The organism is Paenibacillus woosongensis, from assembly GCF_030122845.1.
GTDB classification, from domain to species: domain Bacteria; phylum Bacillota; class Bacilli; order Paenibacillales; family Paenibacillaceae; genus Fontibacillus; species Fontibacillus woosongensis_A.
Window position 1 is genome coordinate 2,815,825 of the sequence record NZ_CP126084.1, and the last position, 16,067, is coordinate 2,831,891.

13 protein-coding genes are annotated in these 16,067 nt (G+C 52.6%); all 13 read right to left on the reverse strand.

The genetic code is table 11. From position 1 onward, the window contains the following. Nucleotides 1-39: 39 nt before the first annotated feature. Nucleotides 40-1,176, reverse strand: a complete 1,137-nt coding sequence (locus QNH46_RS12830) for a glycosyltransferase (protein WP_283924668.1) — start codon at nt 1,174-1,176, stop codon at nt 40-42. A gap of 111 nt (nt 1,177-1,287) precedes the next feature. Next, a complete protein-coding gene (locus tag QNH46_RS12835) occupies nt 1,288-2,511 on the reverse strand; it encodes a nucleotide disphospho-sugar-binding domain-containing protein (protein ID WP_283924669.1) in 1,224 nt (407 codons plus the stop codon). A gap of 23 nt (nt 2,512-2,534) precedes the next feature. Further along, the gene (locus tag QNH46_RS12840; protein WP_283924670.1) at nt 2,535-3,383 is read right to left on the reverse strand and encodes an SDR family NAD(P)-dependent oxidoreductase; all 849 of its coding nucleotides are present in this window, start codon (nt 3,381-3,383) and stop codon (nt 2,535-2,537) included. 15 nt (nt 3,384-3,398) lie between these two features. Continuing rightward, complete coding sequence (locus tag QNH46_RS12845; protein ID WP_283924671.1) at nt 3,399-4,568, reverse strand: thiolase family protein; 1,170 nt, start codon at nt 4,566-4,568, stop codon at nt 3,399-3,401. Nucleotides 4,569-4,570: 2 nt separating this feature from the next. Further along, on the reverse strand, nt 4,571-6,124 hold the full coding sequence (locus tag QNH46_RS12850) for an AMP-binding protein (RefSeq protein WP_283924672.1): 1,554 nt from the start codon (nt 6,122-6,124) through the stop codon (nt 4,571-4,573). A 38-nt stretch (nt 6,125-6,162) separates the two neighbouring features. Further along, nucleotides 6,163-7,884 (reverse strand): adenine deaminase C-terminal domain-containing protein, encoded by a 1,722-nt coding sequence (locus tag QNH46_RS12855; RefSeq protein WP_283924673.1) that lies wholly within the window; start codon nt 7,882-7,884, stop codon nt 6,163-6,165. A 9-nt stretch (nt 7,885-7,893) separates the two neighbouring features. After that, nucleotides 7,894-8,697, reverse strand: coding sequence for an energy-coupling factor transporter transmembrane component T family protein (locus QNH46_RS12860; protein ID WP_283924674.1), 804 nt, complete (start codon nt 8,695-8,697; stop codon nt 7,894-7,896). A gap of 3 nt (nt 8,698-8,700) precedes the next feature. Further along, the gene (locus QNH46_RS12865; protein ID WP_283924675.1) at nt 8,701-9,576 is read right to left on the reverse strand and encodes an ATP-binding cassette domain-containing protein; all 876 of its coding nucleotides are present in this window, start codon (nt 9,574-9,576) and stop codon (nt 8,701-8,703) included. Further along, the gene (locus tag QNH46_RS12870) at nt 9,561-10,373 is read right to left on the reverse strand and encodes an energy-coupling factor transporter ATPase (protein ID WP_283924676.1); all 813 of its coding nucleotides are present in this window, start codon (nt 10,371-10,373) and stop codon (nt 9,561-9,563) included. Before QNH46_RS12870 ends, QNH46_RS12865 begins: the two co-directional genes overlap by 16 nt. A 108-nt stretch (nt 10,374-10,481) precedes the next feature. Then, a complete protein-coding gene (locus tag QNH46_RS12875; RefSeq protein ID WP_283924677.1) occupies nt 10,482-11,051 on the reverse strand; it encodes a biotin transporter BioY in 570 nt (189 codons plus the stop codon). Nucleotides 11,052-11,208: 157 nt separating this feature from the next. Further along, on the reverse strand, nt 11,209-12,930 hold the full coding sequence (cysI, locus tag QNH46_RS12880) for an assimilatory sulfite reductase (NADPH) hemoprotein subunit (RefSeq protein WP_283924678.1): 1,722 nt from the start codon (nt 12,928-12,930) through the stop codon (nt 11,209-11,211). Nucleotides 12,931-12,969: 39 nt separating this feature from the next. After that, the gene (locus QNH46_RS12885) at nt 12,970-14,793 is read right to left on the reverse strand and encodes an assimilatory sulfite reductase (NADPH) flavoprotein subunit (protein ID WP_283924679.1); all 1,824 of its coding nucleotides are present in this window, start codon (nt 14,791-14,793) and stop codon (nt 12,970-12,972) included. 478 nt (nt 14,794-15,271) lie between these two features. Further along, nucleotides 15,272-16,030 (reverse strand): MerR family transcriptional regulator, encoded by a 759-nt coding sequence (locus QNH46_RS12890; protein ID WP_283924680.1) that lies wholly within the window; start codon nt 16,028-16,030, stop codon nt 15,272-15,274. Nucleotides 16,031-16,067 lie beyond the last annotated feature (37 nt).

The window sequence follows — 16,067 nt, forward strand, 5'->3', positions numbered from 1 at the left end:
TATGGTCCGATTATGATCCGATATTAAAGCGATCCCAACTCAATCGAACACCTGCTGCCTCCAAATTCCTCTTGCTGCAAATATGCGGTACAGCTCGACAAGCTGCCTCTCGGTAGGGTGTTTATAGTAGAGCACATCGTAAGCTTGCCTGATCGACTGGCAGATAAGGTCGAGATCGGATAATGCGGTTTGATCGATCACGGCGACTTCCCTGCCTGCTGCCTCGGAAGTAATCGCATTGACCGCTTCGGTGCTATGCTTATAAACCACGATAATGCTGACGGGATAACGGCCCCCCTCATACCCTTGATAGGCCCGGACGACATTTTCGAACCTTACGTAGCAGTCCCACCAGGAAATTCTGATTTGCGGGTTGAAAAATTCCGCCAGGATTTTTTGCGCTTCTACTTCAAAGGACGGGTGGCGGGAGAAGAAATGCTGCAAATTCGCCAGCCAGCCAGCGTAACGGGCCTCATTGAATTCGGAAGGATGATGCACATGATAGGCAAGCGCGTTTTTGTTGAAAATAAATGAACCGCCTCCCTGCTCCAGCCTGTAGCCGAGCTCGCTGTCCTCCAGTCCCCAGCCCACGAAACCGTCATTAAACATGCCGGCTTCGATCAGCCTCTCCCTTCTGACCGATATATTGCAGCTGAAGAACAGATGCCAGGCCGTTCGGAGCGATCCGGCATTCTCGGAAAACCGCTCCATCAGCCAAAACCGTTCATCTTCCTCGAAGGGCGGCAAGCTGCCTGCTTCAAAAAGCGCTTTTCCTCGCCCCCCAGCGATCGCTCCTTGCTCCAAATACCTTCTAAAGCCGATGACAAGCTTGTCCTCCGCAAATTTATGAACGCGCAAATGCTCGGCGACGAATCCCGGGCCGGGAATTTGATCCCCATCCAGAAAAATAACGATATCACCGCTTGCGCTTACAATGCCCTGATTACGGGATGCAGCTCTGCTCGATTCCGCCGTCTCAGGAATGTATTTATAAGTCAGCGGGTAATTTACCGCCAATTGATGAATCATTTCCCCTGTGCCATCCGTTGACCCGTTATCGACGAGTATGACCTCGAAGCCGTCCCCCTCCTGCAGGTATTGGCGGGATAGGGAAGTCAGGCAAGCTTCGATAATTTCTTGCTGATTATAGGCCAGTATGACAATGCTAGCCTTCATAGAATTCTCCTTTCTCGGCTCGCAGCCCGGGAACATGCATTGCCTCGTGGCCGAAAATTATAGGGCAAAGCTGATAACTCCTTTTTATTAAGGTCAATCTATGCGCAATGCCTATAGCAGTCCGTTAATTAAGGCGGCAGCGCGTTCTGCGCCTCCGTAATGACGGGAAGCAATGCTGTCCCGTAATGTTTGCGCCTGCTCCAAAGCACCCCCGCTGAGCATCGTATCCACGGTTTCCGCCAGCCGCTGACCCGTCATCTCGTTAGGGCGGATCATACAGCCGCCGCCAATATGCTGCAGCTGCCTAGCGTTGAACTCCCTTTCCGCCCAGGTAGGAATCATCAATGAAGGTGTGCCTGTCAATAGCGTCGTCATGCAGCTCCCGTGCCCGCCGTGGTGTATCATAATATCGCTTCGCTCTGCCGCCATCACCCCGGATACGTAAGTCGCAAAGCTCACATTCGGAGGAATTTTCTCCTGATCCCCTTCCAGCGGATTAAAGCCCGTAGCGATCAATATTTCCGTAGAAGTATGACCCAGCGCATGGACCACTTCCCTGAAAATATGTCCGCCGCTCTCAACTCCCCATTCCACGAGCCTGCTCGTATACACGAATACGCGTCTTTTCCCGGCTATGCTCCGCTCCTCGGCCAGCCAGGACGGCGGCAGACCTGCCACGCTGTCATCCCTCCAGACGATCGGACCGACATATTCCAGGGGGATTGAGAGGGCCCTTGGATCTACGGGATCAAATTCTGGGATGCTTGGCACAATTGCTAAATCGCCGGCCAAGAAGGTCAAGACATTGTCGCTCTGTTCCAGTCCGTGCAAAGCAAGCGTTTCGTTTAGCGCCACAGTGACAGCATTACCGGCGCCGTTCTCTATCGGTCTTGCCGCTGCCTCTGGGTTAAATGGCACGCCTCCGGGAAGGGAGCAGGACTGGTGGATGGAAACGAGCGGAATTCCAAGCTTGCGGGCAATGAAAGCGGCCGACAAACTGGAATCTGTGAGCACGAGATCCGGCTTGAAGGCTGACGTTGCACCCAGCCTGGATTCAAGCTCGTTCTTCATATATACCGGGTCGGCATAACCCATCATCGCCAGAAATTGATGGAAATCCGCAAAATCGGGATCGAATGTCTGGCCCTTCGGCTCCGGAATAGGTGGAATCGGGATAGCTTCAAAGCCGAGCTTCTCCATGGCTGCACCCGCATTTCCCCAAATCGTAAAAGCGACCTCATGCCCCATGTCCCGAAGCTTGAGTGCGATGGGCAAGCAGCGGTTGACCCTGCCCATTCCGGCCATCATGCCGATAAATATTCTTTTTTTCTTCAACAAGGCATTCCCCCATAGCTCGATCAATTCAACGATTCGGTCAATAATTCGGCGGCAATTTCGCTGGCCTTCCAATGTCCCGATGTACGCGAGGTCAGCAATTCATGCTTGGGTCGTGCCCATAATCCGATATCGCCGCCGTTAACGGAGAATATTTCACCGCTAATTCCCCGGGTTTGCGGGAGGCTTAGCGCCACCGCCAGCTCGGCCGCCTCTTCGGGCGTTCCGACCCGCCAATAATCGGGGAGGTTTTGGCCCGCAGCCTCAGCATCCCGCCTCGCCCGCTCGATATACGGAGCCGTCATGTCCGTCAAGGCCGCCGGAGCGATGGCATTGACGCTGATTCCGTAATGCCGGAGCTCCAGTGCCAGCGTCCACGTCATGCCAAGCAAGCCGGCTTTAGCCGCGCTGTAGTTGAGCTGCCCCGCTGTTCCGGTTAAGCCCGCTGTTGAGGTCATATTGATGATGCAGCCCTGTCTTCTCTCCCTCATGCCCGGCAGCGCGGCCCGAATGCAGGAGAAGGCTCCTTTCAAATGAATGCTGATCACAGCGTCCCAATCCTCTTCGCCAAGCTTGTGCGCCATTTGATCGCGGATAATTCCAGCGTTGTTCACCAGAATATCCACCTGGCCGAACTCCGCCGTCGCCGCGGAGATGATCCGAGCTCCGCCCTCCATCGTATGGACCGGTTCGGCGATGCCGATGGCGACGCCGCCGTTTTGGCGAATTTCCTCAACAACTGCGTTAACACGGCTAGCATCGGTACCATTAACGACCACCCGGGCACCTTCTTGTGCCATTCTAAGGGCGATCGCCCGGCCGATACCGCGGCTGGAGCCGGTTATCACTGCAGTTTGCTGGTTAAGGTGCATGCAGCTGCCTCCTTTTTATACACATTTCTCCCATAACGTCGCGAGCCCCAGTCCGCCGCCGATACCGAGCGTCGTCATGCCCCTTGCAGCGTCCATGCTCCGCATTTCGCTGAACAGGCGTGTGACGAGAATGGCACCGGAGGCTCCGTAAGGATGGCCCAGCGCGATAGCTCCGCCGCCGACATTGACGATTTCCTCCGGTATGCTCAGCTGCTGCAGAGAGGCCAGCACCTGCGAGGCAAAAGCTTCATTGAATTCCACGATATCGAGATCACTTACCGTCAGGCTGTTTCTTGCGAGCAGCTTGCTTACCGCGGGTACCGGACCGATCCCTAAATAATTCGGATCGACACCGGCTGCGGCCGAATCGACGAACTGCATGACAGGCTGCAAGCCTAATGAGCGGGCCATCTTGAGTGACATCAACAGGACGATCGCTGCACCGTCATTGACCGGGCAAGCGTTCCCCGCCGTTACCGTGCCATCGGCATCGAATGCGGGCGGCAGAGCCGCGAGCTTCTCGAGCGTTGTGCCCGGGCGCGGACATTCATCCGTATCGATGATGATTGCTTCACGCTCTGCCGTAATGGAGACCGGCACGATTTCGCCCTGAAAGCGCCCGCTGCGGATCGAGTCCACGGCCTTGTTTTGGCTATGAAGTGCAAATAAATCCTGCTGCTCCCTGGTGATCCCATATTTGTTAGCAACATTGTTCGCGGCCTTGCCCATATCCGGATCACCGATACAATCAGGCGAGAACCTTGCGCGGCCCATAATCGCAGGAAATCCTCTGCCATATAATGAAAGAGGTTTCTCGATCTTCCACGGCGCTCGGCTTGTGCTCTCTACACCGCCCGCCAAATAGATCTCGCCCGCTCCAGCCTGAATCAGCCGCGCCGCCAGATGAATCGCTTCTAGACCCGAACCGCATTGACGGTCGACCGTAACTCCTGGAACCTCCACCGGAAGTCCGGCGGTCAAAGCGGACAATCTGGCGATATTGCCGCCCGGGCCAACTGCATTGCCGAGGATTACGTCATCGATATCCCCAGGGTTCACGGATGTTTCGCCCAGAATAGCTCGAATCACCTCTGCGGCGAGCACCTCGGGCGGAATCTCCCTGAACATTCCTCCATATTTGCCGATGGCCGTTCGTTTGGCAGCTACAATCACGGGAATGGACATGCTCACACCCCCCTTCCGGCCAGCCAACCATGGATGGACGCGCGCGATATTTTGCCGCTGTTCGTGTAAGGGAAAGATTCGACCCGCAAAATTTTCTTCGGGCATTTATAGCTGGCCAGCCGCTTGCGGCAGTGTGCCATAATATCCTGGTCGCTGATCACCGCGTCTTGTTTTGCTTTCACGAGAGCCACGACCTTTTGCCCCCAGTAGGCGTCAGGCAGTCCAGCTACAATGGCCTCCTCGATTTCCTCCAACGACAGCAAAATTTTCTCGATCTCTTCGGGGTAAATGTTAAGCCCTCCGCTGATGATCATATTGTTGCTTCTGCCCACCATATAGAGGAAGCCTTCTGAGTCCCTCATCGCCAGATCTCCTACCGTTGCCCACTCTCCATGGATAACCTGCTTCGTTTCGTCTGCATTATTGAAGTAGCCGGAGAAAATCATGCCGCTTCTGATATAAATCTGTCCCACTTCGCCTGCCCCCGCTTCTGTACCGTCAGGCTTGCGCAAGGACACCTTCACTCCGTTAAACGGCTTGCCGATCGAGTCCGGTCTAGCTTTGTTGCCTGCTGGATCCAGCACCGTGACGAAGCTGAGCTCGGACGCGCCATAGAATTCGTAAATGCCTGCCTGAGGAAAGGCCTCCCCTGCCTTCCGCTTCGATTCCGGTGTCCACTTGTCTCCCGTCGTAATTAATGATTTTACTTGCGGCGCAGTAAAAACAGGAGTTTGCGAGATCGCTTCATGGTACAGCGCTTCGAATATCGTTGGAACGAGATAAATATGGGTAATGGGACAGGCCCCCAGCATAGCCAGCGCCGTCGCGGCCTTGAATTTTCGCGGGAGATAGAAGGTTCCGCCAAGATACAAGGTTTGAATCGCCGCATAAATCGTCAAAGAGTGTACGAGCGGCCCGGTACCGAGAACATGGTCGGCTTCGCTTAAGCCAAATGCCTCCTTGGCCTGAGCGAAGCTCTCCATCCATGAATGCTGAGCACGGAGGAAGCCTTTCGGCATTCCGGTGGTTCCTGAAGTAAACCCCATATAGAATATGCTGTCCGGGGTTGAATTGCGGGAAAATCGGTGCCCGGCTGAACCAGCACTGGCGGCAGCCGCATTGCCTTCGCGACTATGGTCCCTAATTTCCTCCTGCACTGCGGAATCGCTGTCGATGACGATCAGCTTCGTCGTATCAGGAACACTGGCCAAGCGAGGCAGCAAATCGATGCCAACAACCAAAATAGCCGGCCTGCACTCCCCTAAAATCGCATCGATATTTGCATCGGCCCATTTCGGATCGAATAGCGCTGAGCATAACCCGAGCTTTGCCGCAGCCAAAAAATATTGCACGAACTCCACACTGTTATGCAGCAAGAAACCGATGAGCGTATGCCCAGCTTGATTAAAGCTATTCTCAAAGGCCATAAGTTCGCAAGCCGCCTCGTTGATGGCCTTATCAAGCTCCTGATATGTCAACCGGCGGTGATCGACGACGAGCGCGGTTTTCTCCGGTTTTTCGGCGGCGTGTGCTAGAACGGCCTCCGTAATCAGCATAAGGATCACCTTCTCTGGAGAATGTTTGGTAAAGATATCTAACGAGTATCCAGTCGAACAGGACTGGCAAGCACATGTCCGTTCTTAACCAGATACAGTCCCTTCGCAGACATGCGTATGTTAGGCAGATGGGAAGCGGTCAGAAAAAGCAGCGTATAGGCGGGATCGCGAAACCGATAGCCGTGTTCCTTCATCCGAAGCGCAAAAAGACCAAGAGATTCGCTGATCTCTTCCATGTTCCCGGCGCTCATTGTGCCGCCTAACGGAAGGGGGATATGCAGCTTATCCCCGTTGATGAAAGAAGCCAGTATCCCGTCGCCACGCTCGTTCAGCTCCTGCAATATGTCGCATATCCCCTTTTCACTCCTGCCGATCAGCAAAGTATCTCCTGAGGCGCTATAAGTGCTGGCCAGCGCCGTAACCCCAGAAGCAAAGCCTTTTATACGGGTATGAAGCGTCCACTTCCCTTTAGAGTCAAGCAGCGTAATGAAGCTCTCCTCGTCCCCTAGCCGTTCACCAGCAATAAATTCGTAAGGCTTCGTAATGACATCGTTGACAAGCTCAATACCTGTGCTGCCTTGTCCACGGATCTGTTCCGGGACCAGCTCGGCAGGCACTCTTCGGGCCGGGAAATAGGATTGTAGCCAGCTTGTGACAGCAGCTTCATCGGCCGGCTGCATGTCTTCCCGGTTCCAGATGCGCCATGTCCCCTGCTGCATAACATGGAGCGGAGCCGGCTCGTTCAGCGAGTCCAGAACGTTGAAGCTGGCAAGCCTGCCGGGGGCAATGCCGCCCAGATCTTCATCGAGCCCATAGTACGTCGCCGGATTCAGGGTAGCCAGCCTGTAAGCTTCTACGGCGGATAAGCCGGCTTCCATGCACAGCTTGATCATGCCGGGAATGCTGTGCTCCTCCGTAAAATGCGGCGAAGGTCCGTCGCTCGTAAGCATAACGCGGTTCAAATTAAAACGCGGATCGCCGGCCAGGCCAGCCAAAATATCCGGCAGATCCGGGCGTATAGAAGAGTATCTGAGGCTGGCGTACAGTCCGAGCTTCAATCTCTTTAGCACATCCTCGGCATTTAGAGACTCGTGATCCGCTCCGATACCCGCCGCCGCGATCCCGCTGATTTTTTCATAGGAGACGCCTGGCAGATGACCTTCTACTCGCAAACGCGCGCTCTTTAACAGATGCAGCCGTTCCAGCAGCTCCTCATCGCCCTGAAGAAGCTGAAACCATTCCGTAAATTCACCGCCTTGAATGACAAGCGGATGAGCAAGCCACGTTTTGAGCAAATACCGGTCGCCAGCCTGCACTTGATCAAAATTGCACCACCACAAAGACATATGGCTGCTGATCCGGTCTAATTCCTCAATAAACGAGATCGCCCGCTCGCCAAGGAGCATAAGCAGGGACAAGTTATCGTTAACCGATAACACGGACCCTTGACGGAGCTGGCTGACGCCCCAAGTGAACGGGTTGTACATTTGACAGGGATGCGCATGAGGCTCAATATAACCGGGAACGACGATTTGCCTCTGCTCCAGTTCAATGATTTGCGTATTCGGCGTTACTGGAAATTCCTTGTCTCCGACGTAGGCGATCCGGTTGCCGGAAACGTAAATATGCCCCCTTTCGACTTGTCCCGTGTATACGTTGAGATAGGCTGCATTCTTCAACCAAACATCCGGAGGTTTGCGGCCAAGGGATACGGCAATAAGGTCGCGGTATTCTTCAAGAGTGCATGGATATATTCGCATCGTTCCTCCTCACATTCTGAGTGCGATCAGCACGGACATGAATAGTCCCGACACGAGCAGCGTTTTGAAGTCGATGGCTTGCAAAGCAAGCGTTCTTAGCTGTGTGCGCTGCATTCCTGGCTGGTAACCCCGGGCTTCAATCGCCTGGGAGGCACTTTCGGCTTTCTGGAACGCCAGCATCAGGACGGGTACAATAATCGGGATAAAGTTCAGCAATCTTTTGACTATGTTGCCGGAGGCGAAATCAACGCCCCTGGCTCTTTGGGCTTTCATAATTTTGTCGGTTTCCTGCAGGAGAATCGGAATAAAGCGAATCGTTAACGTCATCATCATGGCGATTTCCTGTGTCGGCACCCCTATTCTGCGGAGCGGTGACAACAGTGTTTCAATGGCGCTGGTCAAATCGCTCAGCTTCGTCGTTAAGGTCAGCAAGGTGGCCATGGCTAACAGTAAAATGATGCGTACAGCAATCGCAATCGCCTTAAGCACGCCTTGCTCATAGATGGACACAGAGCCAAGTTGAATCAGCACCTCTCCGCCCTGCGTCAAGAAAATATGAAAGACCGACGTAATGATCACAATCAGCCATACCGGCTTTAATCCTCTGATGATGTAGGTGAGCGGTATTTTGGAAATGGCAATGGCGGCCGCGACCATAAGCGCCAGCAGAACGTAAGAGACAAGCGTCGTGAGGAGCAGCGCCGAAATCATGAAGGCCATGACGATCAACAGCTTCGTTCGCGGATCGAGCTCATGGACCAGCGATTTCTTATCAATGTACTGCCCAAATATCAGATGCTGGGTCAAGGCCATGCTTCAGACCCCTCCTTTTCCGCTGGCGATGAGGAAATGATCGGCGAGCTGCGCCAGAATCGCTTCCTTCTTCACGGACTCAACCGTTATAGGGGTGTACAGCTTGGCGTTTAATTGCTCGACGAGGGACAGCGCCAGCGGGAGCTTTAGTCCTAACGACTCGATTTCCTGCCGATAATACGTAAAGAGCGTAAGCGGATCTGTTTTGAGTTTGACTTTACCACTTTCGAAAACGATGACGTCTTCAGCGTACTCGGCCAATAGGTCCATATCATGGGTTACAATGACCAGCGTGCGCTGCTTCTCCTTGCGCCAGCTGAGAAACAGCTCCATAAGCGACTGTTTGCCCTCGGTATCCAAACCTACCGTAGGCTCGTCCAGAATAAGCACGGAAGGCTCCATCACCAGCACTCCGGCAATCGCAGCTCTCCTCTTCTCCCCGCCGCTTAGCTCAAATGGCGACCGATCTCCGAAAGATTCGTCCAGACCGACCAGCCTAAGCGCCTCCAGCGCCTTGGCTCGGATCAGATCCTGCGGCCAGCCTAACTGGTTGGGACCAAAGGAAATATCCTTTAGAACGGTCTCCTCAAATAGCTGGTGCTCCGGCATTTGAAATACGATGCCCACTTTGTCAAAGAGAACGGGCTTCCTTTTGCTGCCGCTCCTGATGATGGTGTCGCCAACATGGATGCTTCCCCGCGTCGGGTACAGCAGTCCATTAAGATGTTGGACGAAGGTAGATTTGCCAGAGCCCGTCCTTCCTACGACAGCGGTAATTTTATTGCTGTCCAGCTTCAAATTGAGTCCGCGCAGCACTTCGTTCTCGAGCGGCGTTCCAGCGTTATAGGAGTAAAATACGTCATTTAATGTAATTTCCATAATCCATCCACCAAATCTTCCATACAAAATAGGTTGCGCGGGAGCGGAATCCCTTTGCTTCGCAAAGCGTCCCTTACGTTTACAGCGAAAGGAGCCGCCAAGCCGGGAATCGAGAGATAGCCCTCCTCGAACAGCTTGCCCGGCGGACCGTCGTACCGAATACATCCATGATCCAGAACGATCAGTCTAGACGCCTCGGCCAGTTCCTCCATATCATGGGTGATTGAAATGATTGTGATCCCCTTCCGATTCAGTTCCCTGATCAGGCCCAGCACCTGCTGTCTGCCTTCCGGATCAAGCATCGAAGTCGACTCGTCGAATATAATTACATCCGGCTCTACTGCCAGAATGCCGGCAATCGCAATTCTCTGTTTCTGACCGCCCGATAAGGAATCGACATCAGCGTGGATGTAATCCAGCATGCCTACGCGTTCCAATACGAGCCTCACTTTCGTGGCAATCTCTTCTGGGGACAAGCAGAGATTCTGCAGGCCAAAAGCAACATCTTCATACACGGTAGAAGCAACGATTTGATTTTCGGGATTCTGAAAGACCATCCCGATTTTTTGTCGTATCGTTCCCAGCTCCCGTTCATTGCTGGTCCGGTAATCCTTATATCGTACCTCGCCCTCCGTAGGCAGCAGCAGCCCGTTGATCAGCTTGGCTGCCGTGGATTTCCCAGTGCCGTTTGTTCCTGCGATAATCACATATTCACCGGGTGAAATCGTAAAGGATATATCGCTGAGAACGCAGTCCTGCTGGGGATACTGGAATGAGACGCCCGAAAAATGAATCATGGCATGACCTCCAAATGATGTTAGTAGTGCAGCAGCAACGGAAATGTTTGGTTGAAAAAAGGTTTGCCAATTGGAGGCAAACCTTACGTATTCGCAATGGTAGGATATTTAAGCTTTGTGTGAGCGGCTGTTCGCCTGGCGGAGCATAACTGGACTTACCTTCAGCATTCTGATCGCAATCAGTGAAGATACAACGACCTTGAGCAGATCGCCAGGGATAAAGGCGATGTTGCCAATAATGGCTTTCCCAAGCGGTACATCCGTCATAAAGGACATGTAAGGGATGCCGACGGCATAAATGATCAGGATTCCGCCAACCACATTAATCAATATCAATTTCCAGAGATTGATGCGTGCGCCCATGCGCTGCACCATGTATCCGATCAAAAATGCAGCGATCGGCCAGCTTAAGAAGTAACCTCCGGTTGGACTGGCCAGGACGGACAAGCCTCCTCTTCCACCGGACAATAGAGGCGCTCCTGCGAGGACGATGATTGCGAAGATAAGCAGACTTAAACCTCCTAATCTAGCGCCTAGAATACTGCCGGCCAACATGACTCCCAACGTTTGAACTGTAATCGGCACAGGGATGAACGGGAGCGGAATAGGAGGCAATAAACCTAAAACAGCCATGATTGCGGCAAATAAAGCCACATACATCATATCTTTGATTTTCATAAATCGGCCCCCTAGTATTCGATTTTCATTTGATAGATTCAATATTGACACAATAATGACATAATATTTTTTTCATGTCAATAATTAACTTTTAAAGACAAAAAAAACAAATAGCGTCTCACTTGGCAGTGAGACGCTATGCTTGACTCGGCAATATTTAAGCGTGGAAATTCTGGCCGTCGGTGACTTCCTGAACGTAACCGGCACGAATGACGAAATCGCCGAAATGCTCGCCTTCTTGGCGATCTTTGGAGTAATGAGTAATGATCGGCTGCAAGGATTCCAGAATTTCAGCCTCGCCGATATTTTCTTTGTACAATTTATTCAAGCGGTTCCCAGAGAACCCCCCGCCAAGATACATATTGTACTTGCCTGGCGCTTTGCCGATAAAGGCAATTTCAGCAAGCATCGGTCTGGCACAGCCGTTCGGGCAGCCTGTCATCCGAATGACGATATCTTCCTCCTGCAGACCGGATTCCTCCAGCATTGGCTCGATCTTGTCGAGCAATGTCGGCAAATAACGCTCTGACTCAGCCATGGCGAGGCCGCAGGTCGGGAACGCCACGCAGGCCATGGAGTTTCTACGTAGCGCAGAATAATGCAGGCCGTCGGTAAGTCCATACTGCTGAATCAAACCTTCGATTTTTTTCTTCTTCTGGCTGCTGACGTTTGCGATGATCAGGTTCTGGTTCGGCGTAAGCCGGAAATCCCCGGTATGGACCTTGGCGATTTCCCGCAGGCCCGTCATCAGCTTGTAATCCGCTTCATCCTTGATTCTTCCGTTCTGAATAAAAAGCGTAAAATGCCATTTGTTGTTACTGCCCTTCACCCATCCGTAACGATCGCCGTTATGCTCAAAGTGAAAAGGCTTTGCTTCCTGCAGGCTCCATCCCAGGCGATTTGTCAGCTCCTGAACGAACCAATCGATACCCCGGTCATCAATCGTATATTTGAAACGCGCATGCTTCCGGACGGAACGGTCTCCATAGTCTCGCTGTATCGTGACGGTCTTCTCCGCCACATCGATGATTTGCTCCGGCAAGCAGAAGCCGATTACTTTGGATACCTGCGGATAAGTTTTTACATCACCGTGGGTCATTCCCATACCGCCGCCCACCGTAACATTGAAGCCTTTTAGCTGTCCGTTCTCAACTATTGCAATGAAGCCCAAATCCTGCGAGAAAACATCGACATCATTCGAAGGCGGGACGGCTAGGCCGATTTTGAACTTCCGCGGCAAATAGACGCGTCCATAGATAGGCTCCTGCTCGGCTTGATCATTGCTATCGATAACCTTCTCGCCGTCCAGCCAAATCTCATGGTACGCCTTCGTTTGCGGATCAAGGTGGTCGCTTACTTTGCTGGCCCAATGATATACCTCGGAATGGATTTCCGATTGGTACGGATTCGGGTTGCACATCACGTTACGGTTCACATCACCGCAAGCGGCCAAAGTGCTCAGCATGGCTTCATTTACTTCCTGAATGGTCTTCTTCAAGTTCCACTTGATGACCCCATGAAGCTGGAACGATTGCCGCGTCGTCAACCGAATCGTTCCGTTTGCATACTTCTGCGATACGCTGTCCATCATGAGCCATTGCTCTGGCGTTACGACGCCGCCTGCTGCACGCACCCGCAGCATGAATTGATAAGCCGGCTCCAGCTTCTGCTTTTGACGTTCGTTCCGCAAATCCCGGTCGTCCTGCATATAGCTGCCATGGAATTTCATCAGCCGGTTATCGTCCTCCGGTATGGACCCGGTTATCGGATCTTGAAGCGTCTCTTCCAGGCTTCCGCGCAAATAATTACTTCTTATCTTAATATCTTCAACGTCGCTATGCGGCGCGCTGTTCGGCGACATTAAATTGTTGTCTGACATATTGGCAATTCTCCTCTCGTAATCTCCAGGATTCCCCGCTTAATATACATCCCGTTGATAACGTTTCTCCTGCTGCATCCGCGTCAAATACTCTGCAGCTTCCTCCGGGCTAAGACCGCCCTCTTGTTCAAGAATAGCAGCCAAGGCGGCATGCACGTCATGGGCCATCTTCTTCTCGTCCCCGCATACATACACTACCGCGCCTTCCTGCAGCCACTTGTAGAGCTCTTTGCTCTTCTCGAGCATCCGGTGCTGAACGTAGACCTTCTTGTCGGTATCCCGGGAGAACGCAACATCCATGCGGGTCAGCACGCCGTCTTTAAGCCAGCGCTGCCACTCCACCTGATACAGGAAGTCCGTTGAAAAATGCTGATCTCCATAGAACAGCCACGACTTTCCTTGCGCCCCCGTCTCTTCCCGTTCGCCTAGAAAAGCCCGGAAAGGCGCAACTCCCGTTCCCGGACCGATCATAATGATCGGAGTATCAGGATTCTCCGGCAGCTTAAAGCTTGGGTTATGCTGAACGAATACCGGCAAGGTATCCCCCGGCTCTACCCGTTCTGCAAGCTGAACTGAACATACCCCGTAACGGTTGCGGCCATACGCTTCATAACGGACGGTGCGGACGGTGAGATGCACCTCGTCCGGATATGCTTTGGGACTGCTGGCAATGGAGTACAGGCGCGCAGGAATTTTCCGCAGAATCGACACGAACTGGCTGGCGCTTACCCCCGCAAAAGAGTAATCCGTAACCAGATCGAGCAGATCGCGTTCAGCCAGATAGGCCCGCAGCTCCTGTTCGCGCCCGGCTTCAAACAGCTGCTTCAGCTCTCCGTTCGTGCTTAGCTGCGCAGCTTGCTCCAGCAGGGGTTTAGTCAATACCGTAATTTCATAATAGCGACGCAGGGCATCCCGAAGGGTCCGCTGTTCTCCGTTCTTATTTACGGTGATCGTTTCCTCGCCGTTCCAGCCCATAGCCGCGATCAGATCCTCGACCAGCTGCGGATGATTCTCCGGATAAATGCCCAGGCTGTCTCCTGGTTCATACTGAAGGTTCGAGCCTTCCAGCGATAGCTCGATATGGCGGGTCTCCCGATCCGAGCCGCGGCCGTTCAGATTCAGGTTCTCCAGCACTTCCGCGGAGAACGGGTTGCTTCTCGAATATTCGGACTCCGTGCCGCTGACTGCGGCCGCAGAAGCTGTGCTGCTGACCGAAGCACCGGATGCCGATAGCTTGCCGAGCGCTTCGAGGACATTCCCCATCCATTCTGCGGCGGATTCATCGAAATCAACATCGCAATCCACACGCGGAGATATCCGTTCGCCGCCAAGCTCCTCCAGACGTTTATCGAAATCTTTCCCTGTCTGGCAGAAGAACTCATAGGAGGTATCTCCAAGCGCAAGGACGGAATAACGCAGTCCTTCGAGCTTCGGGGCACGCTTGCTATGAAGGAATTCATAGAAGGCGATAGCGCTGTCCGGCGGTTCTCCCTCGCCATGTGTACTTACGACAATAAACAGGTTCTCAATTTTCTTCAGTGTATTTGGCTTGAAATCGCTCATCGACGCCAAAGAGACCTGGAAGCTCTGTTCTTCCAGCTTCTTCGACAGCTTTCCAGCCAGATTATGACTGTTCCCCGTCTGCGAGCCGTAGAGCACGGTCACTTCCTTGGAAATGGCCGGTTCTGCGGCCGCAACTGCCTGAACGAGATTAGCTGCAGCGGTTGGCGCACCGGCTCCCTGCAATGCGACCAAATATCCGCTTAGCCAAATACGCTGATGATCGTTTAGCGTAGGAAGAAGGCGATTGAGCAGCTCCGCCTGCTCTTGACTAAATGGGCTGTTACTCACTTGTAGTTCCAACAATATCCACCTCACGCAGCATACATAGAATTTAAATTAATTCCTAGTATTACTATCTATTTATCATTTAATAAAATTTATCATAGCGTGTGCTGGTGGTCAATTAGAATGATCTTATATCTTTGATTAGGAAAACTAATAATTGCAAACCCGTTGCCCGTTGAAGCAAAAAAGACCCCGCGCCAAGGGCGCAGAGTCTTTAAACGTGGGAAGCGGTAGCTTCAAGTGATATTCAATTTATGGCGCAGCCCATCATGGAGCTCCCCCTAGGGGGTTACCATTTATGGCGCAGCCGCCTTCCAATAGCTAGGGTGCCTTGCCAGAGAACAATCGACGCAATATCGATTTTCTCTTCCTTTTGAGAGAGTACATGGTAAATCAACTACCTTTCGGAATACAGGATTCTGCCGTTCCGTCTGTTCATTGATTATGGCCACTTCCCACTTGTTCATTATTACCCGCTCCCCGCAGGGATGAATCAATTTCCCGTATAAATGAGAATTGCATCGCGAAGGAACTGTGCCGTACCTGATTGTTCTGCATCATAATAAGCGGTGAACCGCTCATCGTCCACGTACATCTGCGCCAGCCCGGCATGAGCTTCTGCGTTGTATTCGTTCCAAGTATAGCACAGCCACTGCTTGTGCAGATCCGCCGCCCGCTGGGCGATTTCGCTAGCTGGATCGCCGGTTCGATATGCTTCGGCCAACGTCCGCTTAAGCTCTTCCTCTAATTGCGTCATTTTTTCATATTGCTCCTCCGTCATCCCGCGCAATTTCAAGTTGGACTGGTCAACCTTTTCATTCCCGTATTTTTCGCGGATTTCCCTGCCGTATTTCTGCTCGTTATCGTCGATCAATTGCTGTTTGAACCCTTCAAACTTCTCTTTATCCGTCATGCTTATTCTCCCTTCATGCATAGCAATCGTCTTATCCACATTTCCAATCAGGACATCCAATTGCCTTCTTCTGTCAAGGAGCTGTTCCCGGTGCTGCTTAAGCGCCAAAACGCTGTTGAAACTGGGCGAGGTGATGATCGCTTTGATCTGCTCCAGTGAAATGCCCAGCTCGCGGTAGAACAAAATTTGCTGCAGCAGATCTACTTCTGCTTGGCCGTAGATGCGGTACCCGGACGAGTTGATTCTTGCCGGCTTAAGAATATCAATCTCGTCATAATAGCGAAGCGTTCTCGTGCTGACTCCGGCTAGCCGGGCCAGCTTCTGTATGGTATATTCCATGGGATCACCTCCTGACAACATCACTGTACACCTTTAC

What these genes read in the sequence shown, in the direction of transcription:
- QNH46_RS12830 (WP_283924668.1), bottom strand. Translation starts at nt 1,176, where the DNA reads ATGAAGGCTAGCATTGTCATACTGGCCTATAATCAGCAAGAAATTATC.
- QNH46_RS12840 (WP_283924670.1), bottom strand. Translation starts at nt 3,383, where the DNA reads ATGCACCTTAACCAGCAAACTGCAGTGATAACCGGCTCCAGCCGCGGT.
- QNH46_RS12845 (WP_283924671.1), bottom strand. Translation starts at nt 4,568, where the DNA reads ATGTCCATTCCCGTGATTGTAGCTGCCAAACGAACGGCCATCGGCAAA.
- QNH46_RS12850 (WP_283924672.1), bottom strand. Translation starts at nt 6,124, where the DNA reads ATGCTGATTACGGAGGCCGTTCTAGCACACGCCGCCGAAAAACCGGAG.
- QNH46_RS12855 (WP_283924673.1), bottom strand. Translation starts at nt 7,884, where the DNA reads ATGCGAATATATCCATGCACTCTTGAAGAATACCGCGACCTTATTGCC.
- QNH46_RS12860 (WP_283924674.1), bottom strand. Translation starts at nt 8,697, where the DNA reads ATGGCCTTGACCCAGCATCTGATATTTGGGCAGTACATTGATAAGAAA.
- QNH46_RS12865 (WP_283924675.1), bottom strand. Translation starts at nt 9,576, where the DNA reads ATGGAAATTACATTAAATGACGTATTTTACTCCTATAACGCTGGAACG.
- QNH46_RS12870 (WP_283924676.1), bottom strand. Translation starts at nt 10,373, where the DNA reads ATGATTCATTTTTCGGGCGTCTCATTCCAGTATCCCCAGCAGGACTGC.
- QNH46_RS12875 (WP_283924677.1), bottom strand. Translation starts at nt 11,051, where the DNA reads ATGAAAATCAAAGATATGATGTATGTGGCTTTATTTGCCGCAATCATG.
- cysI (WP_283924678.1), bottom strand. Translation starts at nt 12,930, where the DNA reads ATGTCAGACAACAATTTAATGTCGCCGAACAGCGCGCCGCATAGCGAC.
- QNH46_RS12890 (WP_283924680.1), bottom strand. Translation starts at nt 16,030, where the DNA reads ATGGAATATACCATACAGAAGCTGGCCCGGCTAGCCGGAGTCAGCACG.